Source organism: Nocardioides sp. (genome assembly GCF_035429765.1).
Classification (GTDB): domain Bacteria; phylum Actinomycetota; class Actinomycetes; order Propionibacteriales; family Nocardioidaceae; genus Nocardioides.
In genome coordinates, this window is the sequence record NZ_DAOMFK010000011.1 from 1 (window position 1) to 20,462 (window position 20,462).

Annotated in this window: 22 protein-coding genes; 14 read left to right on the forward strand and 8 right to left on the reverse strand. The window is 72.5% G+C overall.

The window, feature by feature from the left end; genetic code table 11:
* Window positions 1-549, reverse strand: a 549-nt coding sequence (locus PLP61_RS02290) for a class I SAM-dependent methyltransferase (RefSeq protein ID WP_324499963.1), incomplete at its 3' end; no start/stop codon positions are given.
* The gene (locus PLP61_RS02295; RefSeq protein ID WP_324499965.1) at window positions 546-1,751 is read right to left on the reverse strand and encodes a pyridoxal phosphate-dependent aminotransferase; all 1,206 of its coding nucleotides are present in this window, start codon (window positions 1,749-1,751) and stop codon (window positions 546-548) included. The genes PLP61_RS02295 and PLP61_RS02290, both read right to left, overlap by 4 nt.
* A gap of 89 nt (window positions 1,752-1,840) precedes the next feature.
* Between PLP61_RS02295 and pyrE the strand changes: the two genes are divergently transcribed.
* A complete protein-coding gene (gene pyrE / locus PLP61_RS02300) occupies window positions 1,841-2,368 on the forward strand; it encodes an orotate phosphoribosyltransferase (protein ID WP_324499966.1) in 528 nt (175 codons plus the stop codon).
* A gap of 22 nt (window positions 2,369-2,390) precedes the next feature.
* Here pyrE and PLP61_RS02305 read toward each other — a convergent pair whose 3' ends face one another.
* Complete coding sequence (locus PLP61_RS02305) at window positions 2,391-3,065, reverse strand: DedA family protein (protein WP_324499967.1); 675 nt, start codon at window positions 3,063-3,065, stop codon at window positions 2,391-2,393.
* Window positions 3,066-3,194: 129 nt separating this feature from the next.
* Here PLP61_RS02305 and PLP61_RS02310 point away from each other — a divergent pair, with 129 nt between their 5' ends.
* Both PLP61_RS02310 and fbaA read left to right on the forward strand, forming a co-directional pair.
* On the forward strand, window positions 3,195-3,833 hold the full coding sequence (locus tag PLP61_RS02310) for a TrmH family RNA methyltransferase (protein ID WP_324500030.1): 639 nt from the start codon (window positions 3,195-3,197) through the stop codon (window positions 3,831-3,833).
* Window positions 3,834-3,959: 126 nt separating this feature from the next.
* Window positions 3,960-4,994, forward strand: coding sequence for a class II fructose-bisphosphate aldolase (gene fbaA / locus PLP61_RS02315; RefSeq protein WP_324499969.1), 1,035 nt, complete (start codon window positions 3,960-3,962; stop codon window positions 4,992-4,994).
* Window positions 4,995-5,016: 22 nt separating this feature from the next.
* Here fbaA and PLP61_RS02320 read toward each other — a convergent pair whose 3' ends face one another.
* Window positions 5,017-5,430 (reverse strand): DUF3151 domain-containing protein, encoded by a 414-nt coding sequence (locus PLP61_RS02320; protein WP_324499971.1) that lies wholly within the window; start codon window positions 5,428-5,430, stop codon window positions 5,017-5,019.
* A gap of 81 nt (window positions 5,431-5,511) precedes the next feature.
* Between PLP61_RS02320 and PLP61_RS02325 the strand changes: the two genes are divergently transcribed.
* Window positions 5,512-6,999, forward strand: coding sequence for a DHA2 family efflux MFS transporter permease subunit (locus PLP61_RS02325; protein ID WP_324499973.1), 1,488 nt, complete (start codon window positions 5,512-5,514; stop codon window positions 6,997-6,999).
* Here PLP61_RS02325 and PLP61_RS02330 read toward each other — a convergent pair.
* Window positions 6,978-7,889 carry a diacylglycerol/lipid kinase family protein gene (locus PLP61_RS02330; RefSeq protein ID WP_324499975.1) on the reverse strand — a complete coding sequence of 304 codons (912 nt, stop codon included), beginning with the start codon at window positions 7,887-7,889 and terminating at the stop codon, window positions 6,978-6,980. The genes PLP61_RS02325 and PLP61_RS02330 overlap by 22 nt on opposite strands.
* Window positions 7,890-8,001: 112 nt before the next feature.
* Here PLP61_RS02330 and PLP61_RS02335 point away from each other — a divergent pair, with 112 nt between their 5' ends.
* From PLP61_RS02335 to purB, 5 genes are all read left to right on the forward strand, one after another.
* Window positions 8,002-9,285 carry an adenylosuccinate synthase gene (locus PLP61_RS02335; protein ID WP_324499977.1) on the forward strand — a complete coding sequence of 428 codons (1,284 nt, stop codon included), beginning with the start codon at window positions 8,002-8,004 and terminating at the stop codon, window positions 9,283-9,285.
* A gap of 52 nt (window positions 9,286-9,337) precedes the next feature.
* Window positions 9,338-10,144, forward strand: a complete 807-nt coding sequence (locus tag PLP61_RS02340) for an SDR family oxidoreductase (RefSeq protein ID WP_324499979.1) — start codon at window positions 9,338-9,340, stop codon at window positions 10,142-10,144.
* Window positions 10,145-10,210: 66 nt separating this feature from the next.
* Entirely contained in the window at window positions 10,211-11,458 is a 1,248-nt protein-coding gene (purD, locus tag PLP61_RS02345) for a phosphoribosylamine--glycine ligase (RefSeq protein ID WP_324499981.1), read from the forward strand.
* A gap of 151 nt (window positions 11,459-11,609) precedes the next feature.
* Complete coding sequence (locus PLP61_RS02350) at window positions 11,610-12,263, forward strand: cation efflux transmembrane domain-containing protein (RefSeq protein WP_324499983.1); 654 nt, start codon at window positions 11,610-11,612, stop codon at window positions 12,261-12,263.
* A gap of 74 nt (window positions 12,264-12,337) precedes the next feature.
* Entirely contained in the window at window positions 12,338-13,756 is a 1,419-nt protein-coding gene (gene purB, locus PLP61_RS02355; RefSeq protein WP_324499985.1) for an adenylosuccinate lyase, read from the forward strand.
* Here purB and PLP61_RS02360 read toward each other — a convergent pair.
* Entirely contained in the window at window positions 13,753-14,370 is a 618-nt protein-coding gene (locus tag PLP61_RS02360; RefSeq protein WP_324499987.1) for an HIT family protein, read from the reverse strand. The two genes, purB and PLP61_RS02360, sit on opposite strands and share 4 nt — an antisense overlap.
* A 64-nt stretch (window positions 14,371-14,434) precedes the next feature.
* On the opposite strand from PLP61_RS02360, the gene PLP61_RS02365 reads away from it, so the two are divergent.
* From PLP61_RS02365 to PLP61_RS02375, 3 genes are read left to right on the forward strand one after another with little or no spacing between them, the layout of a single operon-like run.
* Complete coding sequence (locus PLP61_RS02365; protein ID WP_324499989.1) at window positions 14,435-15,337, forward strand: phosphoribosylaminoimidazolesuccinocarboxamide synthase; 903 nt, start codon at window positions 14,435-14,437, stop codon at window positions 15,335-15,337.
* Window positions 15,334-15,771, forward strand: a complete 438-nt coding sequence (locus PLP61_RS02370; RefSeq protein ID WP_324499991.1) for an SRPBCC family protein — start codon at window positions 15,334-15,336, stop codon at window positions 15,769-15,771. The genes PLP61_RS02365 and PLP61_RS02370 overlap by 4 nt, the downstream gene beginning before the upstream one ends.
* A 46-nt stretch (window positions 15,772-15,817) precedes the next feature.
* Window positions 15,818-17,362, forward strand: coding sequence for a long-chain-fatty-acid--CoA ligase (locus tag PLP61_RS02375; protein WP_324499993.1), 1,545 nt, complete (start codon window positions 15,818-15,820; stop codon window positions 17,360-17,362).
* A 32-nt stretch (window positions 17,363-17,394) separates the two neighbouring features.
* Here the strand turns inward: PLP61_RS02375 and PLP61_RS02380 are convergent, their stop codons facing one another.
* Window positions 17,395-17,910, reverse strand: coding sequence for a YflT domain-containing protein (locus PLP61_RS02380; protein ID WP_324499995.1), 516 nt, complete (start codon window positions 17,908-17,910; stop codon window positions 17,395-17,397).
* A gap of 59 nt (window positions 17,911-17,969) precedes the next feature.
* Between PLP61_RS02380 and purS the strand changes: the two genes are divergently transcribed.
* Together purS and purQ are read left to right on the forward strand one after the other, a co-directional pair.
* Window positions 17,970-18,254: a phosphoribosylformylglycinamidine synthase subunit PurS gene (gene purS, locus PLP61_RS02385; protein ID WP_324499997.1), complete on the forward strand. Its 285-nt coding sequence runs from the start codon at window positions 17,970-17,972 to the stop codon at window positions 18,252-18,254.
* Entirely contained in the window at window positions 18,251-18,916 is a 666-nt protein-coding gene (gene purQ, locus PLP61_RS02390) for a phosphoribosylformylglycinamidine synthase subunit PurQ (protein WP_324499999.1), read from the forward strand. Before purS ends, purQ begins: the two co-directional genes overlap by 4 nt.
* On the opposite strand, the gene PLP61_RS02395 is transcribed toward purQ, so the two are convergent.
* Window positions 18,917-20,257 carry a glycoside hydrolase domain-containing protein gene (locus PLP61_RS02395; RefSeq protein ID WP_324500001.1) on the reverse strand — a complete coding sequence of 447 codons (1,341 nt, stop codon included), beginning with the start codon at window positions 20,255-20,257 and terminating at the stop codon, window positions 18,917-18,919.
* Window positions 20,258-20,462: the final 205 nt, after the last annotated feature.

Genomic DNA, 20,462 nt, shown 5'->3' on the forward strand with positions numbered 1-20,462 from the left:
GACGCCGGCCAAGCCGGCCTGCTCGGCGAGCTGCGCCAGGTGCCCCTCGGCGGTGCCCGGCAGGGTGGCCTCGCCGGGGCTGTCCGGGTCGAGCCGGGCGGCGGCGGCCCAGAACACCGCCAGCGGGCCGGTGTGCCCGGCATGGTCCCAGACGCACGCGGCGACGGTGCCCCCGCGGCGCACGACGCGGCCCATCTCTCGCAGGCCGGCGACCGGGTCGGACATGAAGTGCACGACGAGCTGGGCGAGCGTGGCGTCGAAGGAGCCGTCGGGGTACGGGAGGGCCTCGGCCGTCCCACGGCGTACGTCCACGTCGGGGAGGCGGGCGCGGGCCGCGGCCACGAACGACTCGGAGGGGTCCACCGCGGCAACGGCAGCCGGGCCGAGCAGGTCCGCGAGGTGCGCCGTCAGCGTGCCCGGGCCGCAGCCGACGTCGAGCACCCGGTCTCCGGGTCCGACGCCGGTGAAGGGCAGAAACTCCGCGGCGAGCGGCTCGGACCACCGACCCATGAACCGGGCGTAGGCGTCGGCGGCCACCTCGAAGCTCATCGGGTGGCCTCGGCGTGGTAGGTCAGGTCGGCCCCGGCGAGCCGGCGCACCCCCTCCTCGAGCACCTCGTCGTCCTTGCAGAACGCCCACCGAACCAGCTGCCGCCCGGCCTCCCGGTCGTCGTAGAACGACTGGGCCGGGATGGCCACCACGCCCGCGCGCGCGGGCAGCTCCAGGCAGAAGGACTCCCCGTCCGGCCAGCCCAGATGCGTGATGTCGGTGAGGGCGAAGTAGGTGCCGGCGGGGATGCGGGTCGGCAACCCGGCGCCTGCCAGGCCCGCGCACAGGAGGTCGCGGCGGCGCTGCAGGTCCCGGGCGAGGGCCCCCGGGAAGTCCGGCTCGTGCTCGAGTGCGTGCGCGACGGCAGGCTGCAGGGGCGCTCCGGAGGTGAAGGTCAGCCACTGCTTGGCGGCCAGCACGGCGCCCACCAGGTGTGCCGGGCCCGTGGCCCAGCCGATCTTCCAGCCGGTGAACGAGTAGGACTTCCCGGCGCTGGACAGCGTCAGGGTGCGCTCGGCCATGCCGGGCAGGGTGGCGAGGGGGATGTGCGGGGTGCCGTCGAAGGTGAGGTGCTCGTACACCTCGTCGGTGATCACGACCAGGTCGTGCTCGCGGGCGAGGTCGGCGATCGCGGTCCGCTCCGCGAGGGTCAGCACGGTGCCGGTGGGGTTGTGCGGGCTGTTGACGAGCAGGAACCGGGTGCGTGGGGTCACCGCGGCCCTCAGCTCGGCCGGGTCGAGCCGGAAGTCGGGTGCCCGTAGCGTCACCGGCCGGCGTACCGCACCTGCCATCTGGAGCATCGCCACGTAGGAGTCGTAGTAGGGCTCGAGCACGACCACCTCGTCGCCGGGGTCGACCAGCCCCAGGACGGCGGCCGCGATCGCCTCGGTGCAGCCGGTGGTGACGACCACCTGGGTCTCCGGGTCGAGCTCCAGCCCGTAGTGCCGCTGCTGGTGGCGGGCGATCGCTCGGCGCAGGGCGGGCTGTCCGGGTCCGGGGGCGTACTGGTTGCTGCCACCTTGCAGCGCGGCGACGGCCCGAGCGATGACCGACGGCGGGCCGTCGGTGTCGGGGAACCCCTGGCCGAGGTTGACCGCGCCGGTGCGTGCGGCGAGCGCCGACATCCGGGTGAAGATCGTCGGCGCGATGCCACGCAGCCGCGCTGCCGGTACCCCGTGGTGGCCGCGACGCCTGTCGTTCATGGTCCCCCACCGTAACGCCGACCCGTGGCTGTTTGCCCGGGGCGCGTGCCGACTCGGGAGGTGGTGGCCTGCTCGGTAGGGTGCCGCTCGTGACCGACCCCACCCTTGCCCGAGACGTCGACGCCTGCTGCAGGCTGACCGGCCAGTTCACACTGCGCTCGGGCCAGCTGGCCAACGAGTACTTCGACAAGTACCTCTTCGAGGCCGACCCGGCGCTGCTGTCCCGCGTGGTCGCGCGGATGGTGGGGCTGGTGCCGCCCGGCACCGACCTGCTGGGTGGCCTGGAGCTCGGCGGCGTCCCGATCGCCACCCTGCTCAGCGCGCGAACCGGGTTCCCCGCGCTGTTCGTGCGCAAACGGGCCAAGGAGTACGGCACCTGCAAGCTCGCGGAGGGCCCCGACGTGGCCGGGCGCCGGGTCACGCTCGTGGAGGACGTGATCACGACGGGCGGGGCGGTGCGCGACGCCACCCGGGCTCTGCGGGAGGCAGGGGCGGTCGTCGAGGTCGTTGTCTGCGCCATCGACCGGTCCCCTGGGGGCAACCCGCTCGCCGACGTGGGTCTGGAGGTCCGAGCGGTTCTTACCAAGGCCGAGCTGGACGCGGCGCGCGCCGGCTGAGACCCGAGGGCTCTGACCAGGGTCAGACCCGGGCCGCAGCGCGGCGGTGCCGCCACCACTCGTAGGCCACGGGGATGATCGAGAAGGCCAGGATGAGGATCACGGCCTTGTCGATGCTCTTGCCCAGGGAGGGGAAGGTGGCGCCGAGGAAGAACCCGAGCATGGTGATCGACGCCACCCAGAGCACCGCGCCGAGGAAGCTCCACATCATGAACTTCCCGCGGTGCATCCGGCTGATCCCGGCGACCACCGTGACGTAGGTGCGTACGAAGGGCACGAACCGGCCGAGCACCAGCGCCAGGTTGCCGCGCCGGTCGAAGAACTCGTCGGTCTTGTCGAAGTACTTCTGCTTGACGATGCGGCCCTCGTGCCGGTGCAACGGAGGCCCGATCGCCCGGCCGATCTCGTAGCCGCTCACGTTGCCGAGGAACGCGGCAGTGGTGAGTGCGACCAGGGCTGCCAGCAGCTCGACGTACGGGCCACCTGGCAGCAGGTTGAGCTCTCCGGTCGCGATGAACAGCCCCAGCGCGAACAGCAGCGTGTCCCCGGGCAGGAACGGGAAGAGCAGCCCGCACTCGATGAAGATGATGATCAGGCTGATCCAGAACAGCTCGGTGCCGAACCGGTCCAGCAGCCAGTAGGGATCCATCCAGTCCATGCCGAACAGCCAGAGGTGCGGCAGGAGGGTCAGGCTCACGGGCGCAACCCTAGCCGGAGTCGGCAACCGGGATAGTACGGTCCCGGTCCGGGGTCGACCCCCCGTCGGGACCCCGCGTCGGGACCGTACTATCCGGGCGTGGACGAGGAGCGGGCGCCGTACGACCCGATGCCGCACGGTCCGGCGGAGGTGGGGGTGGGCCCCTGGGAGGGCGAGTGGCCCACCGGGGAGCGGTACGACGCGCAGCTGCTCGCCCACGGCGACCGGCGCAACGTGGTCGACCGCTACCGCTACTGGAGCCTGGAGGCGATCCGGGCCGACCTCGACCTGCGCCGGCACGACTTCCACGTGGCCATCGAGAACTGGCAGCACGACTTCAACATCGGCACGGTCGTGCGCACCGCGAACGCGTTCCTCGCCGCGGAGGTCCACATCGTCGGCAACCGACGGTGGAACCGCCGCGGCGCGATGGTCACCGACCGCTACCAGCACCTCGTCCACCACGCCAGCGCCGCGGACCTCGCGGCCTACCTTCACGACCGCGGCGTACGCCTGCTCGGCATCGACAACCTGCCCGGCTCGGCGCACCTGGAGACGATGGCGGTGCCACGGCGGGTGTGCTTCCTCTTCGGCCAGGAGGGCCCGGGCCTCTCGGCCGCCGCCCGCGAGGTGTGCGACGGCACGTTCTCCATCGCCCAGTTCGGCTCCACCCGCTCGATCAACGCCTCGGCCGCCGCGGCGATCGCGATGCACGCGTGGATCCGGACGTACGCCGACCTGTCCGGCGACCGCGCCTGGCGGGGCTGAGCCACCGGCCCCCGGAGGGGCCGGACCTCCTCGTACGGCGTGCGCAGCGAGAGCCACTAGGGTGGGGGCAGTCGGTGGCCGCGACCTTCACGACCGGCCACACACCGGAGTCGAGGAGTCATCGGAATGCCCATCGCCACCCCTGAGATCTACGCCCAGATGCTCGACACGGCCAAGGCGAACGCCTTCGCGTTCCCGGCCATCAACGTCTCGTCCTCGCAGACCCTGAACGCCGCCCTGAAGGGCTTCGCGGACGCGGGCTCGGACGGCATCATCCAGATCTCGACGGGCGGCGCGGAGTACCTCTCCGGGCCCGCGGTCAAGAACATGGTCACCGGGTCGGTCGCGTTCGCGGCGTACGCCGAGGAGGTCGCCAAGGCCTACCCCGTGCACATCGCCCTGCACACCGACCACTGCCCGAAGCCGAAGCTCGACGGGTTCGTCCGGCCGCTGATCGACCTGTCCGCCGAGCGGGTCAAGAGCGGGAAGGCCCCGCTGTTCCAGTCCCACATGTGGGACGGGTCCGCCGTGCCGCTCGCCGAGAACCTCCAGATCGCCGAGGAGCTGCTGGCCAAGTGCGCGGCCGCGCACATCATCCTCGAGATCGAGGTCGGCGTGGTCGGCGGCGAGGAGGACGGCATCGTCGGTGCCATCGACGAGAAGCTCTACACCACCCCCGAGGACGCGCTGGCCACGGTCGCCGCGCTGGGCGTCGGCGAGAAGGGCCGGTACATGACGGCGCTGACCTTCGGCAACGTCCACGGCGTCTACAAGCCCGGCAACGTCAAGCTGCGCCCCGAGATCCTCAAGGCCGCCCAGGACGCCGTCGTCGAGAAGCTCGCCCTGGCGGCCGGCGCCAAGCCGTTCGACCTGGTCTTCCACGGCGGGTCGGGCTCGCTGCCGGAGGAGATCTCCGCGGCGGTGGACTACGGCGTGGTGAAGATGAACGTCGACACCGACACGCAGTACGCCTACACCCGCCCGGTGGCCGACCACATGCTGCGCAACTACGACGGCGTCCTCAAGGTCGACGGCGAGGTCGGCAACAAGAAGGTCTACGACCCCCGCGCCTGGGGCAAGGCGGGCGAGGCGGGCATGGCGGCCCGCGTGGTCGAGGCCTGCGAGAACCTGCGCTCCACCGGCCACTCCCTCGGGGTCTGAGCGTCGCGGCGCCCCCGGGCGCTCAGCGCAGCAGGGCGTCGTACGCCGCAGGGCTGGACTCGCGCAGGAACGCCGAGCAGCGCTCCCACTCGTCGGTCTCGCCGATCGCCCGTGCGGAGAGCGCCAGCGTGGCCAGGCAGCGCAGGAAGCCGCGGTTCGGCTCGTGCTCCCACGGGAACGGGCCGTGCCCCTTCCAGCCGGTGCGACGCAGCAGGTCCAGGCTGCGGTGGTACCCGACCCGTGCGTAGGCGTACACGGTGACCTCGTCGGCGTCCTCCCGGCGGGCCTGGTCGGCGAGCGCGGCCCAGGCCGCCGGCGACGCGGGGTGGCGGCGTACGACGCCGGTGGGCGGCTGGCCCGAGCCGAGCTCGGCGGAGGCAGGATCCACGGGCAGCAGCGTCGGAGGCGGCCCGGCCATCAGGTCGACGTGGCTCATGCGGACCAGCCTGCCACGCGGGTCCGCGGCCCGGCCGGAACACACGGGGCCGGAGAGGTGTTCTGGAGAGTCATGACCGGGATGACCGCGCAGGTGGAGGCACCGCCGGAGCACCAGCGACCCTGGCCGGCGCTGTTCGCCCTGTGCCTCGGCTTCTTCATGATCCTGGTCGACTCGACCATCGTCACCGTGGCGACCCCGGTGCTGATCCGGGACCTCAGCGCCGAGGTCAACGCGGTGGTCTGGGTGACCAGCGCCTACCTGCTGGCCTACGCGGTCCCGCTGCTCATCACCGGGCGGCTGGGGGACCGGTTCGGCCAGAAGCGGCTCTACCTGGTCGGGCTCGCGGTGTTCACCGCGGCCTCGCTGTGGTGCGGGCTGACCCACACCATCGGCTGGCTGGTCCTGGCCCGGGTGGTCCAGGGGCTGGGCGCCGCGCTGATGTCGCCCCAGACGATGGCGATCATCACCCGGATCTTCCCGGCCGAGCGGCGCGGGCAGGCGATGGCGCTCTGGGGCGCCACGGCGGGGCTGGCGACGCTGGTCGGCCCGATCCTCGGCGGGCTGCTGATCGACTCCCTGGGATGGGAGTGGATCTTCTTCGTCAACGTGCCGGTCGGGGTGATCGGGTTCGTGCTCGCCGCGCGGCTGGTCCCTCGGTTGGCCACCCACCCGCACCGGTTCGACTGGCTGGGAGTCGTGCTCAGCGGCCTGGGCATGCTCCTGCTGGTCTTCGGTCTCCAGGAGGGGCACCAGTACGACTGGGGCGAGATCACGCCCGGGCTGACCGTGCCGGAGCTGATCGTAGGCGGACTGGTCCTGCTGGCGCTGTTCTGGATCTGGCAGTGGCTGAACCCCCGCGAGCCCCTGGTCCCGCTCGGGCTGTTCGGCGACCGGAACTTCTCGGTCGCCAACGTGGCGATCCTCGTCATCGCGTTCACGATCACCGCCTTCACCTTCCCGCTCATGCTGTACACCCAGCTGGTGCGGGGCCTCACCCCCACCCAGAGCGCGCTGCTGCTGGCACCGATCGCGCTCCCGTCGCTGCTCCTGGCCCGCTGGGTGGGACACCTGACCGACCGGGTGCACCCCCGGCTGCTCACCGGGACGGGGTTCACCTGCCTGCTGGTCTCCCTCGTCTGGCTGGCCACGGTGATGACTCCGGACTCGCCGCTGTGGGAGCTGGTGCTGCCGCTCACCCTGCTCGGCGTCGGCAGCGCCTTCATCTGGGCCCCGAACTCCGCGACCGCCAACCGGAACCTGCCGATGCACCAGGCCGGGGCCGGAGCCGGGGTCTACAACGAGACCCGCCAGGTGGGTGCGGTGCTGGGAGCGGCGGCGATCGCCGTACTCATGGACTCCCGGCTGGCTGCGAACGGTCTGGTGTTCTCACCCTCCGAAGGCTCCGGGGGCGAGGGGCTGCCACCGCAGGTGGTGGACGCCTTCAGCCGCGCGATGTCCGAGGCGATGCTGCTCGCGCCCGCGATCGCGGTGGTCGGGCTGGTGGCGGTGATGTTCTTCGTCCGGCCGCGGCACCAGACCCTTGCTCAGGGCAGCACCATCGAGTAGGCGCCGGGCTCGAGGCGCCAGGTGCGCGTCCGCTCGGGCCCGTCGATCTCGCCGTCGGCGGAGCAGTGGAACGGTTCACCGGTGACCGACACCTGCCGCCCGCGCACCCGGAGCACGTCGTCGCGCCCCTCGTGCCGTCCGCGCAGCAGGGTGAGGGCGTACGCCGCCCGCGCGAGCGCTCCGTTCGGCCGCGACACCATCACGTCCAGCCGGCCGTCCTCCGGGTCGGCCCCCGGCGTGAGCTCGGTGCCGCCGCCGACGCTGGCGCCGTTGCCGATCGCCACCATCAGCACGGGGTGGGTGAGGTCGTTGACCACCTCGCCGTCGACCTCCACCCGCAGCCGGAGCGAGCGCGGGCGCAGCGCCGCCCGTGCCGCACCGATCGGGTAGCCCAGGCGACCCAGGTTCAGCCCGCCGACCCCGACCGAGCCGAGCCGCTCCTTCCACCCCGCCCCGTGGACCGCGGCATCGGCGCCGGCCCCCACGTGCACGTGGTTGACGACCACGTGGCCCCGCTCGTCGACGATCAGGTCGACGGGGCGGACCGTCCCCCCCAGCACGGCCTCGGCCGCCGCCTCGACGTCCAGGGGGATGTCCATGGTGCGGGCGAAGTCGTTGCCGGTGCCCAGCGGGAGGAGCCCGAGGACGGCGTCCGCGAGCTCGTGGCGGCGGTAGAGCGCCGAGACCACCGCGTGCAGGCTGCCGTCACCGCCGGCGACCACGATCCGGCGGGGGCCCGCCCGGTGCAGCACCCCGTCGAGCTCGCCGGGGTTCGAGGTCACCGCCACCTCCACGGAGGCCGCGGTGCGCAGGACCTCCAGGGCACGCGCGAGCGACTCGCTCTCGGCGGTCCCGGCGTCCCTGTTGGCGATCACGAGGAGTGGCTCCACGGTTCGGACACTACCCAAGCCGTCCGGCGCCGGGTGCCTGGTTTGGTAGCGTGCTGCCGCAAGAGCCCCGGTGCCTTGCGCCGGGGCTGTGTCGTAGGTGAGGAGGGCAGGGATGCCCGCGATCGTGGTGCTGGGCGCCCAGTGGGGTGACGAGGGCAAGGGCAAGGCGACCGACCTGCTGGCGACGACCGACACCATCGACTACGTGGTGCGAACCTCCGGCGGCCACAACGCCGGGCACACGATCGTGGTCGGCGGCGAGCGGTTCGCCACCCACCTGCTGCCGTCGGGGATCCTCACCCCGGGCTGCACCTCGGTGATCGCGAACGGCGTCGTGGTCTCCCCCGAGGCGCTCTTCGGCGAGCTCGACGCGCTCGTCGCGCGCGGCGTGCCGGAGCCACGGCTGGTGGTCTCGGCCAACGCGCACGTGATCGCGTCGTACCACTCGACCATCGACCGGGTCACCGAGCGGTTCTTGGGCAGGAACCGGATCGGCACGACCGGCCGCGGCATCGGCCCCGCGTACAGCGACAAGATCAACCGTGTCGGCATCCGCGTCGCGGACCTGTTCGACGAGGGCATCCTGCGGCAGAAGGTCGAGGCCGCCGTGGACCTGAAGAACCACCTCCTCACGAAGGTCTACAACCGCCGGGCGGTCGACCCGGCGAGCGTCGTCGAGGAGCTGCTCTCGTACGCCGACCGGCTGCGGCCGATGGTCGCCGACACCTCGCTGCTGCTCAACCGGGCCCTCGACGAGGGCAGGACCGTGCTGTTCGAGGGGGCCCAGGCGACGATGCTGGACGTCGACCACGGCACCTACCCGTTCGTGACCTCCTCCAACCCGGTCGCCGGCGGGGTGTGCACGGGCGCCGGTGTCGGGCCTACCCGGATCGACCGTGTCATCGGCGTCATCAAGGCCTACACGACCCGGGTCGGGTCGGGACCGTTCCCCACCGAGCTGCTGGACACCGACGGGGAGAGGCTGTGGGAGATCGGCGGCGAGGTCGGCGTCTCGACGGGGCGGAACCGGCGCTGCGGGTGGTACGACGCGGTGATCGCCCGCTACGCGACCCGGGTCAACGGCCTGACCGACTTCTTCCTCACCAAGCTCGACGTGCTGTCGCACTGGGAGCGCATCCCGGTCTGCGTGGCCTACGAGATCGGCGGCGTCCGCCACGACGAGATGCCGATGACCCAGACCGAGTTCCACCACGCCACCCCGGTCTACGAGTACCTCGAGGGCTGGGGCGAGGACATCTCCGGCGTCCGCAGCTTCGCCGACCTCCCCAAGAACGCGCGCCGCTACGTGGAGGCTCTCGAGGCGATGTCCGGCGCGCGGATCTGGGGGGTCGGGGTCGGACCCGGGCGTGAGCAGACGCTGGTCGTCCACGGGTGAGGCCGCGGCGGTTAGGGTGTGCCCGCCACACACCCTGATGAGAGGCGGTCCGATGACCGAGCTGCGAGGGATGCGCGTCGCCGTCACGGGAGGCGCCCGCGGGATCGGGAGGGCGACGGCCGCCCGGCTCGCCCAGGCCGGTGCCCACGTCGTGATCGGGGACCGGGACCTCGAGCTGGCCACCCAGGTCGGCGCCGAGCTCGGGGTGGTGGCGCTGCCGCTCGACGTCACCAGCGCCGGGTCGTGGGAGTCGTTCGCCGGAGAGGCCGGTGCCGTGGACGTGCTGGTGAACAACGCCGGGATCATGCCGTTGGGTCCGCTGGTCGAGGAGCCCGACGAGGTCACCCGCAGGATCTTCGAGGTCAACGTCTACGGCGTGATCCTCGGCACCAAGGCGTTCGCGCCGGGGATGGTCGAACGACGCCGGGGGCAGCTCGTCAACATCGCCTCGGCGGTCGGTCGCCTGGCCACGGCGCACGGCGCGACGTACTCGGCCTCGAAGTTCGCGGTGGTCGGGTTCAGCGAGGCGATGCGGGAGGAGCTGCGCCCGTACGGCGTGGACGTCTCGCTGGTGCTGCCCACGGTGGTCCGCACCGAGCTGGCCGCCGGCGTCCCGCAGGCGCGGTTCGTCAGGCAGGTCGAGCCGGAGGACGTCGCCGAGGTGATCGAGGCGACGATCCGCAGCCCACGGCCGGAGATGTGGGTGCCCCGCTGGACCCAGGGCCTGCAACGGGGGGTGAGCGTGCTCCCGCGGCCCGTCCAGGCCACGCTGGCCCGGGCGTTCCGGTCCGACTCGGTGCTGACCGGTGCCGACCCGGCCGCCCGCGCGGCGTACGAGGAGCGCGCCCGGCGGGGCTGACCGGCGAGCGGCCCTACCTGGCCTCGCGCCCGGCGGTCGGGTGCGCCACGACTACGATCACCCCCCGTGAGGACCCTGGTGATCGGGACGGGCGGGCGCGAGCACGCATTGGCGTGGGCGCTGAGCAGGGATCCGGCGGTGAGCGAGGTGCACGCGGCCCCTGGGAACCCCGGCATCGCCGAGGTCGCGACCCTGCACCCGGTCGACCCGCTGGACGGTGCCGCGGTGGCCGCCCTGGCCAGGCGGCTCGGCGTGGACCTCGTGGTGGTGGGTCCCGAGGCGCCGCTGGTCGCCGGCGTGGCCGACGACGTCCGGGCAGCGGGCGTCGCCTGCTTCGGGCCGAGCCGAGCGGCGGCCCGGCTGGAGGGCTCGAAGGCGTTCGCCAAGGAGGTGATGCGGGCCGCCGGCGTCCCGACGGCCCGCGCCCGGGTGTGCACGACCCCCGAGGAGGCCGCGGCGGCACTGGCGGAGCTCGGGTCGCCGTACGTCGTCAAGGACGACGGGCTCGCCGCGGGCAAGGGGGTGGTGGTGACCGACGACCTCGAGGGCGCGCTCGCGCACGCCGCCGCCTGCGAGCGGGTGGTGGTCGAGGAGTACCTCGACGGTCCGGAGGTGTCGCTGTTCGCCATCTGTGACGGGTCGACGGTGTACCCGCTCCAGCCGGCCCAGGACTTCAAGCGCATCTTCGACGGCGACGAGGGCCCCAACACCGGTGGGATGGGGGCCTACACCCCGCTGCCGTGGGCCCCGCCCGGTCTCGTCGACGACGTGCTGGCCACCGTCCTTCAACCCACGGTCGACGAGATGGCCCGGCGCGGGACGCCGTTCGCAGGGCTGCTGTACGCCGGGCTCGCCCTCACCTCGCGGGGGCTGCGCGTCGTGGAGTTCAACGCCCGCTTCGGCGACCCGGAGACGCAGCCCCTGATGGCGCTGCTGGCCTCGCCGCTCGCCCCGCTGCTGCACGCCGCCGCCACCGGCACGTTGTCCGACGTACCCCCGCCGACGTGGCGCCCCGGCTCCGCCGTCGCGGTGGTGATGGCCAGCAAGGGCTACCCGGAGAGCCCCTCCTCCGGCGACGTGATCGTCGGCACGGAGACCCTGTCGGTGGAGACCGACGTCCACGTGCTGCACGCCGGGACCGCCCGTGACGCCGAGGGGCGGCTGGTGACCGCCGGCGGCCGGGTGCTCGCCGTCACCGCCGTCGGGGCCGACCTCGCCGACGCGCGGGCCAAGGCCTACGAGGGCGTCCACTCGATCAGCTTCCCGGGCGCCCAGTGGCGCACCGACATCGCCCTCGAGGCGTCGCGCGGCTGACCCGGGGTGTCCTGGGGCACCTGTCGCCCGAACCCGTCTGCCGCGGGGTTGTTGTCGTCAAACGGCCCGTTTCGGGGGTCCTGAGCGACCACAACCCCGCGGCAGTGGGGGTACGACGCCCGGACGGCAGCCTCGGATAGGTTGCGCCGTCATGGACCGAGAGGACGGGCTGGGCGGCGCGTCACAGCACGAGGAGCTGCTCGACGCGGGCCGGCTGCGTCGCACCGTCCTCGCAGTGGCGCTCCTGAACCTGTCCTACTTCTTCGTCGAGTTCACGGTCGCGCTCGCGGCCGGCTCGATCTCGCTGCTGGCCGACAGCGTCGACTTCCTCGAGGACACGGCCGTCAACCTGCTGATCTTCATCGCGCTCGGCTGGCCACTGGCCCGGCGGGCGGCGATGGGGAAGGCGATGGCTGTGGTCATCCTGGGTCCTGCGGCCGTGGCGGGCTGGGAGGCGATCCGACGGTTCTCCGAGCCGGTCGCGCCGGACGTCGTGCCGGTGGTGCTGGCCTCGCTGGGCGCGATCGCGGTCAACGGGACGAGCGCGCTGCTGCTCGCCAGGGTGCGTCACGCCGGGGGTTCGCTCAGCAGGGCGGCGTTCCTGTCGGCGCGCAACGACGTGCTGGTCAACGCCGCGATCATCGTCATGGCCCTGGTGACGCTTCGGACGGACTCGGGCTGGCCCGACCTGATCCTCGGCTGCTTCATCATCCTGCTCGCGCTGCACGCCGCCCGCGAGGTCTGGCAGGTCAGCGAGGAGGAGCGGCTGGGTGCGAAGGCGCTCGCCGGAGAGGCCATCGACTAGAGCCGCCGGAGCTGCTGTCCCAGCGCCGCGCCTCCGGCGCTCCCTCCGTGACGCGGCGCCGTAGCATCTCCCCCGTGACCGTCCCCAACGTCCTGGCCACCCGGTACGCCGCGCCCGACCTCGCGGAGGTCTGGTCCCCCGAGCACAAGGTGGTCCTGGAACGACGGCTCTGGATCGCCGTGCTGACCGCCCAGCGCGACCTCGGCGTCGACGTGCCGGACGGCGTCATCGAGGCCTACGAGAGCGTCGTGCACGTGGTGGACCTCGCCGGCATCGCCCGCCGCGAGCGCGTCACCCGGCACGACGTCAAGGCCCGCATCGAGGAGTTCTGCGAGCTCGCCGGGCACCAGCACATCCACAAGGGGATGACCTCCCGCGACCTGACAGAGAACGTCGAGCAGCTGCAGGTCCGCCAGTCGCTCGCCCTCCTCCGCAACCGGGCGGTCGCCACGCTCGCCCGGCTCGCCCGGCTGGCGGCCGAGCACGAGACCACGGTGATGGCGGGGCGCTCCCACAACGTGGCCGCCCAGGCCACCACGCTGGGCAAGCGGTTCGCCACCGCGGCAGACGAGCTGCTGGAAGCGCTGCGGCGCCTCGAGGAGCTGCTGGCCCGCTACCCGCTGCGGGGGATCAAGGGGCCGATGGGCACCGCCCAGGACATGCTCGACCTGCTCGACGGCGACGAGGCCGGCCTGGCCGAGCTCGAGCGCCGGGTCGCCGAGCACCTGGGGTTCGAGCGGACCCTCACCAGCGTCGGCCAGGTCTACCCGCGCAGCCTGGACTTCGACGTCCTCTCGGCCCTGGTGCAGCTGGCGGCCGCACCCTCCAACCTGGCCACGACCATCCGGCTGATGGCCGGGCACGAGCTGGTGACCGAGGGGTTCAAGGAGGGCCAGGTGGGCTCCTCGGCGATGCCGCACAAGATGAACACCCGTTCCTGCGAGCGGATCAACGGCCTGGCCGTGGTCCTGCGCGGCTACCTCTCCATGGTGGGCGAGCTGGCCGGCGACCAGTGGAACGAGGGCGACGTGAGCTGCTCGGTGGTCCGCCGGGTGGCCCTTCCCGACGCGTTCTTCGCCGCCGACGGCCTCTTCCAGACCTTCTTGACGGTGCTCGACGAGTTCGGCGCGTTCCCGGCCGTGATCCAGCGTGAGCTCGACCGGTACCTGCCGTTCCTGGCGACCACGAAGGTGCTGATGGCCGCGGTCCGCAACGGGGTGGGCCGGGAGACCGCGCACGAGGCGATCAAGGAGGCCGCCGTGGGTGCGGCGCTGGCGATGCGCCAGGGCCGGGCCGACAACGACCTCTTCACCACGCTGGCCGCCGACCCCCGGCTCGGGCTGACCCGCGCCCAGATCGACTCCCTGGTCGCCGCGCCGATCACCTTCACCGGCGCCGCGGTGGCGCAGACCCAGGAGGTGGTACGCCGGGTGGCCGAGGTCGCGGCCCGGCACCCCGAGGCCGCGGCGTACTCCCCGGGCGCGATCCTCTAGACCAGCGCCCACCCGTCGTGGTTCGCCAACTTGGCCGCCACGGTGCGGATGTCGGCGCGCCACACCTCCTCGGGGACCGGCGGCAGCATCTGCTCCCACTCGACGGCCATCGACCCCATGATCTGGGTGAGCCGGGCGGTGCGCGCGATGAACCACACGTGCAGGTGCTCCGAGCCGTCGCCCCAGCGGCACACGTGCACCCGGCCGATGTGGGGCAGCCGTTCCACGATCCGGCACAGCCGGGTGCTGATCCGCCCGTACTCAGCGGCGAGGGCGTCGTCCATGTCCGGGAAGTCCAGGTGCTCCTTGCTCGCGAGCCACAGCACCAGCGGCAGCCCACCGGGCTTCGCCGGATGGGTCACCTTCCAGCGGTCGTTCTCCCACACCCGGATCGCGGAGCCGTCGCCGGCGCAGTTGAAGCAGTCCCGGCCGCCTGCGCCCACCCGCGCCGGCTCCTGCTCCTCCGGCGGCCGCAGCACCCGCGGGACCAGCGCACCGTCGACGACCTCCCAGGGGAACACGTCCCAGGTCTCCACCTGCGGCATCGGCAGCCGCCCGCCCTCCCCGACCGTGGCGACCACGCGGGCGTAGACCTCCTCGGCTGACTCAGGCACAGGCCCACCTTGCCACGCCTCGCCACCGCGGGAGCGGGGGAGGGTCGGCGATAGTGTTCCCGGCATGGCGGAGCTCAACATCCCCGACGCGCCCGCGATCGAGGGGACCACCCACCTGCACTCCGGGAAGGTGCGAGACCTCTACCGGATCGAGGAGGGGGAGTACGCCGGGCGGCTGCTGATGGTCGCCAGCGACCGGATCTCGGCCTTCGACCACGTCCTGGACTCCACCATCCCCGGCAAGGGCGAGATCCTCACCCGGATGTCGCTGTGGTGGTTCGCGCAGCTGGCGCCCGTGGTCGCCAACCACGTGGTCTCCCTCGACGTTCCGGCGCAGGTGCGCGGCCGGGCCGTCATCTGCGAGGCGCTGGAGATGCTCCCGGTGGAGTGCGTGGCGCGCGGCTACCTCACCGGCTCCGGGCTGCTGGACTACCGGGCGACCGGTCAGGTGTGCGGCATCGCGCTGCCCGACGGGCTCGAGGACGGGTCGCGGCTGCCCGCGCCGATCTTCACCCCGGCCACCAAGGCCGCCCTGGGCGAGCACGACGAGAACGTGTCCTACGAGGCAGTGGTCGGCACCGTCGGCGAGCAGGCTGCCGCGGACCTGCGCCGGCTCACGCTGGAGGTCTACGCGCTCGCCGAGCGGGTCGCGCGCGACCGAGGGATCATCCTCGCCGACACCAAGCTGGAGTTCGGCCGGCCCGGCCGCCACGGCCCGATCGTGCTCGCCGACGAGGTGCTGACCCCCGACTCCTCACGGTTCTGGCCCGCCGACGACTGGCGGCCGGGACGTGCCCAGCCGTCCTTCGACAAGCAGATCGTGCGCAACTGGCTGCTCTCGCCGGAGGCCGGCTGGGACCGTGCGGCGGGCGGCCCGCCGCCACCGCTGCCGCCGGAGGTCGTCGAGCGCACCAGGAGCCGCTACCTCGAGGCCTACGAGCGGCTCACGGGGGAGCGGTTCTTGTGACGTCCGCGCCCCGCGCCCTCACCGTGCGCCTCCACCACCCGGCGCCGGTCGTCTTCGACTACCTCGCCGACCCGCGCACCCGGCCGCAGTGGCAGTCCAGCCTGCGGCGGGTGGAGCCGCTCACCGACCTGATGACGGGGGTCGGCGCCCGGTGGCGGGACGTCACCTGGACGGGAGTGCGGCCGGTGATGGAGGTGGTCACCCACGACCCGCCCGTCGCCTGGGCCGAGCAGGGCCGCTGGCGCGGCCTGACGGCGTACCTTTCGCTCGTCCTGGTCGCGGTGGGGGAGGAGACCGACGTCCGGGTCAGCGTGTCCCTCGACGGCGCCGGGCCCTGGCGGCTCGCCGCTCAGGCGGCGGGTCGGCTGGCCCCCGCCGCGCTGCGCAGCGACCTGCGCCGCGTCGACCGGATCCTCGCCGAGCGCCGCGACTGAGGCACCCCCCTCGCGCCACCGGCCCCTCACCTTCTAGGTTGGCGTCATGTACAACCTGTCGATCCTGCTCGAGGACTCCGCCCGCAAGTACCCCACCCGCGACGCCCTGGTGCTGGGCGCCATGCGGCTCACCTACGCACAGGTGAACGCCATGGCCAACCAGGTGGCCAACTACCTGGTGTCTCAGGGCATCCAGCCAGGTGACCGGGTGGCGCTGACCTGCCCGAACCTGCCCTACTTCCCCATCGCCTACTACGGGATCCTCAAGGCCGGCGCGGTCGTGGTCCCCCTCAACGTGCTCAACAAGCACCGCGAGAACGCCTACTACCTGGCCGACTCCGGCGCGAAGGCCTACATCTGCTTCGAGGGCACCCCCGACCTGCCGATGGGACAGCAGGGGTACGCCGGGTTCCAGGACACCCCGGGGTGCGAGCTCTTCGTGATCATCACCGCGGAGCTGGGCGCCGCGTCACCGATCCACGGGGTCACGACCCTGGTCGAGGCGATCGGTGCGCAGTCCCCGGAGTTCGAGCCGGTGCCGCGGATGGAGACCGATACCGCGGTGATCCTCTACACCAGCGGCACCACGGGCCGCGCCAAGGGGGCCCAGCTCTCCCACAGCAACCTGATGATGAACGCGCTGACCTGCAACCAGCTGTTCCGCTCCGAGCCGGCGACCGACAAGCACCTGGTCACGCTCCCGCTGTTCCACTCCTTCGGATCGACGGTGCAGATGAACTCCGGGTTCTCGATGGCGGCCACCCTCTACCTGGTGCCGCGCTTCGACCCGCAGCAGGCGGTCGGCCTGATGCAGGACGAGGAGATCACCGCGTTCGCCGGCGTGCCCACCATGTGGTGGGGGCTGCTCGGCGCGCTCGAGGGCGCCGACGTGGAGAAGATCGCCGGCAACCTGCGGGTCGGCGTGTCCGGTGGCGCCAGCCTGCCCGTGGAGATCATCAAGGAGGTCAAGTCCCGGCTCGGCGTGCAGATCCTCGAGGGCTACGGCCTCTCGGAGACCTCCCCGGTGGCTACCTTCTCCGACCCCGACCGCGACCCGCGGCCCGGGTCGATCGGGGTCCCGATCTGGGGGGTCGAGCTGAAGCTGATCGACCCGGAGTGGAACACCGTCGAGGGGCACGACGTGATCGGCGAGATCGCGATCCGCGGGCACAACGTGATGACGGGGTACCTGAACCGGCCCGACGCCACAGCCGAGGCGATGCGCAACGGCTGGTTCCGCACCGGAGACCTGGCGCGGCGCGACGAGGACGGCTTCTACTACATCGTGGACCGGTCCAAGGACATGATCATCCGCGGTGGCTACAACGTGTACCCCCGGGAGGTCGAGGAGGCCCTGATGTCGCACCCGGAGGTCTCGCTGGCGGCCGTCATCGGCGTTCCGCACGAGAGCCACGGCGAGGAGATCAAGGCGTTCGTGATCCGTCAGCCCGGCGCGACCGTCACCGAGGACGAGCTCATCTCGTGGGCGCGGGCCGAGATGGCGGCGTACAAGTACCCCCGCATCGTGACCTTCGTGGAGACGCTCCCGATGACCGCCACCGGGAAGATCCTCAAGCGCGAGCTCAGCTGAGCAGCGGCCCGCCCGGGGCGCTCCGGCCGGCTCTAGGGAGCGAACGGGTCGGGCAGCGCCCCGGGCAGTCCGACCAGCAGGTCCCGGGCGCTCTGGGCGTACCGGTGCTCGACGAGCACCTCGTACTTGGTCGCCACCACGGTGCTCACCGAGGAGAAGTCCCGCTGGCCCCGGGTGGCGGCGAACCCGGCGACCGCCCAGATGATCCCGAAGGCGACGCCGAACAGCGCGGTCGACACCACCATGCCCATCGAGGACTCGGTGCTGAACATCGCGAAGACCAGCCCGACGAACATGCCCAGCCACAGCCCGGTGAGCGCGCCGCCGAGCGCGATCTTGCTCCAGGTCAGCCGGCCGGTGATCCGCTCCAGCTGCTTGAGGTCGGTGCCGACGATCAGGCAGTTCTCGACGGGGAACTCGTGGTCGGCCAGGTAGTCCACGGTGCGTTGCGCCTCGGCGTACGTCCCGTAGACGGCCAGCGACTGCGGGTACTCCAGCTGCATGTTCTGCAGGGACCGTCGTCCGGGGCTCGGGGTGGGGCTCGCCATGGGTCCAGTGTGCCCGACCTGCCCAGGCCGGGCGCCGCCTCACCCCTAGACTGAGCGCCATGGCCCGCTATGTCGTCGACGTGATGCCCAAGCGCGAGATCCTCGACCCGCAGGGCAAGGCGGTCCTCGGCGCGCTGCCCCGGCTGGGCTTCGAGGGGGTCGTCGACGTCCGCCAGGGCAAGCGCTTCGAGCTGGAGATCGAGGGGGAGGCCGACGAGGCGCGGCTCGACCAGGTCCGCACGATGGCCGAGCTGCTGCTGTCCAACCCGGTGATCGAGGACTTCGAGGTGCACGTCGCCGACCAGACCGTGGCGGAGCTGGCCCACCAGGAGGGCCGGCCGTGAGGATCGGGGTGGTCACCTTCCCGGGCTCGCTCGACGACGTCGACGCCGCCCGGGCCGTGGTCCGGGGCGGGCACGACGCGGTCGCCCTCTGGCACGGCGACGCCGACCTGCGCGGTGTCGACGCGGTGGTCCTGCCGGGCGGGTTCTCCTACGGCGACTACCTCCGGTGCGGCGCCATCTCCCGGTTCGCCCCGGTGATGGGCCGGGTGGTCGAGGAGGCCGGACGCGGGCTGCCGGTTCTCGGCATCTGCAACGGATTCCAGATCCTGTGCGAGTCCCACCTGCTCCCGGGTGCGCTGATCCGCAACGACCACCGCAAGTTCGTCTGCCGCGACCAGCGGGTGCGGATCGAGAACAACCGCACGCCGTGGACCTCCGCCTACGACCAGGGGGCCGAGATCACCGTCGTGCTCAAGAACGGCGAGGGCGCCTACGTCGCGGACCAGCCGACCCTGGACCGGCTCGAGGGGGAGGGCCGGGTGGTCGCCCGCTACCTCGAGGTCAACCCGAACGGCTCGCTGCACGACATCGCCGGGATCTGCAACGACCGCGGCAACGTGGTCGGGCTGATGCCGCACCCCGAGCACGCCGTCGAGGACCTGTGCGGGCCGGGCACCGACGGGCTGGGCTTCTTCACCAGCCTGGTGGCGGCCCTGGCCTGATCACGCGCCACGGCCCGCCTGCAGGGCGAGCCACTGGCGCGCGGAGAGCACCCCGGTCACCTCGAGGCCGGCAGCCCGCTGCCAGGTGCGCAGCGCGGTGAGCGTCGACGTGCCGAAGACCCCGTCCACGGCCAGCCGGGCGAGCGATGAGGCGTTCAGCGCCCGCTGCAGGCGGCGTACGTCGCCACCTGCTGAACCGACCTTGAGCACCGGCCGGCCCCCGTCGGCCAGCAGCGTCATCCAGGCGGTCGTCGACCAGCCCTCCTCGACCGGCAGCCCGTGCGCGGACTGCCAGCGGTTGACGGCTGCGACCAGCCCGGCGCCGTACGTGCCGTCGATTCCGCCGGCGTACCCGATCTTCTCCTGCAGCAGGCACTTGAGTGCCTTGACCTTGGCCCGCCGCTGGCTGCCCGGCGCGAGGGGCTGGTAGAGCCCGAAGCTGACCCGGGTCCCGTCGCAGTGGGTCTCGGGCGGCGCAACCGAGCCCTTGCCGAGATCGAGCCAGTTGCGGTCGATGTTGATGCGCACGCCCCCCCAGACCTCGTCGTGACCGCCCTGGTACTGCTTCATCCGCCCTCCCGGCAGCCAGCCGTCGGGCCGGATGTAGGACGTCGAGGTGCTGGCCACGCCGTCCCAGCGGGCGATCCAGATGCGGTCGGGGAGCTCGAAGGCCCCCGGTCGCTCCACGCGGGCGTCGTCGAGCACCTTGATCCCCGACCCCGCGCTGGAGTAGACGCCGGAGACGTAGCCCAGGGCGTGCAGCCGCCGGGTCCAGGCGCTGAGGAACCGCAGGGCCGACTCCCGGCAGGCGGTGTTCGTGGCGTCGAACCCCTCCAGGTCGTACCACAGGGTGCTGCCGGCGACGAGGCCCAGCGCCCCGGCTGCGGTGACGCTCTTGCCGGCCTCCGCGGCCCCCTGGGCGCGCGCCCGCGGGTACGTGCCCTTCGCGCCGCGCCGCGGGTCGATGGTCTCGTCGTCGCCGTACCGCGGGAAGCCGGGGTGGCAGGAGGCCTGCGGGCCCAGCGTGATCGGGAGCAGCCGCCAGCCCTTGGCCAGCTGGGTGCGCACCCAGGCGCGGGTGAGGTTGGGCTGGGTCCGGCATCCGCGGGAGTCGCCGGAGATGTAGATCCCGACGGCCAGGAACGGGGAGTAGTTCAGCCAGCGGTCCATCGCCTTCTGCGACGGCGCCAGGCACTGGTCGAAGCCGTAGCCGGTGAAGTCCCCCGGCGTGGCGACGTTGCCGGCACGGGCGGGGCCCGCGGCGAGGAGGCCGCCGACCAGGAGGGTCGCGGTGAGCGTCGCGGTCAGCACGCGGCCGACGCGTCGGGGCAGGGGTGGCATCACGGCTCCACGCCGGGGACGGCGGTCTCGGGGGCAGGACCCGGCCACCATAACCACACCATTCACTCCAGTAACAGGGATCCCAGTGAACTACACCCCTGTACTTCTCCGGTGCGGTCGCGGCGTGGGGTCCAACCGAGGATCCGGTGGCGGCGCCGGTAGATTGACGCACGTGGCCGAGACCCCCGCTCCCGTCCAGGACACC

Excerpts from the sequence above, each read along its gene's own strand:
- PLP61_RS02295 (WP_324499965.1), bottom strand. The coding sequence starts at position 1,751 with ATGAACGACAGGCGTCGCGGCCACCACGGGGTACCGGCAGCGCGGCTG.
- PLP61_RS02310 (WP_324500030.1), top strand. The coding sequence starts at position 3,195 with ATGCCGCACGGTCCGGCGGAGGTGGGGGTGGGCCCCTGGGAGGGCGAG.
- fbaA (WP_324499969.1), top strand. The coding sequence starts at position 3,960 with ATGCCCATCGCCACCCCTGAGATCTACGCCCAGATGCTCGACACGGCC.
- PLP61_RS02320 (WP_324499971.1), bottom strand. The coding sequence starts at position 5,430 with ATGAGCCACGTCGACCTGATGGCCGGGCCGCCTCCGACGCTGCTGCCC.
- PLP61_RS02325 (WP_324499973.1), top strand. The coding sequence starts at position 5,512 with ATGACCGCGCAGGTGGAGGCACCGCCGGAGCACCAGCGACCCTGGCCG.
- PLP61_RS02335 (WP_324499977.1), top strand. The coding sequence starts at position 8,002 with ATGCCCGCGATCGTGGTGCTGGGCGCCCAGTGGGGTGACGAGGGCAAG.
- PLP61_RS02340 (WP_324499979.1), top strand. The coding sequence starts at position 9,338 with ATGACCGAGCTGCGAGGGATGCGCGTCGCCGTCACGGGAGGCGCCCGC.
- PLP61_RS02350 (WP_324499983.1), top strand. The coding sequence starts at position 11,610 with ATGGACCGAGAGGACGGGCTGGGCGGCGCGTCACAGCACGAGGAGCTG.
- PLP61_RS02365 (WP_324499989.1), top strand. The coding sequence starts at position 14,435 with ATGGCGGAGCTCAACATCCCCGACGCGCCCGCGATCGAGGGGACCACC.
- PLP61_RS02375 (WP_324499993.1), top strand. The coding sequence starts at position 15,818 with ATGTACAACCTGTCGATCCTGCTCGAGGACTCCGCCCGCAAGTACCCC.
- PLP61_RS02380 (WP_324499995.1), bottom strand. The coding sequence starts at position 17,910 with ATGGCGAGCCCCACCCCGAGCCCCGGACGACGGTCCCTGCAGAACATG.
- purS (WP_324499997.1), top strand. The coding sequence starts at position 17,970 with ATGGCCCGCTATGTCGTCGACGTGATGCCCAAGCGCGAGATCCTCGAC.
- PLP61_RS02395 (WP_324500001.1), bottom strand. The coding sequence starts at position 20,257 with ATGCCACCCCTGCCCCGACGCGTCGGCCGCGTGCTGACCGCGACGCTC.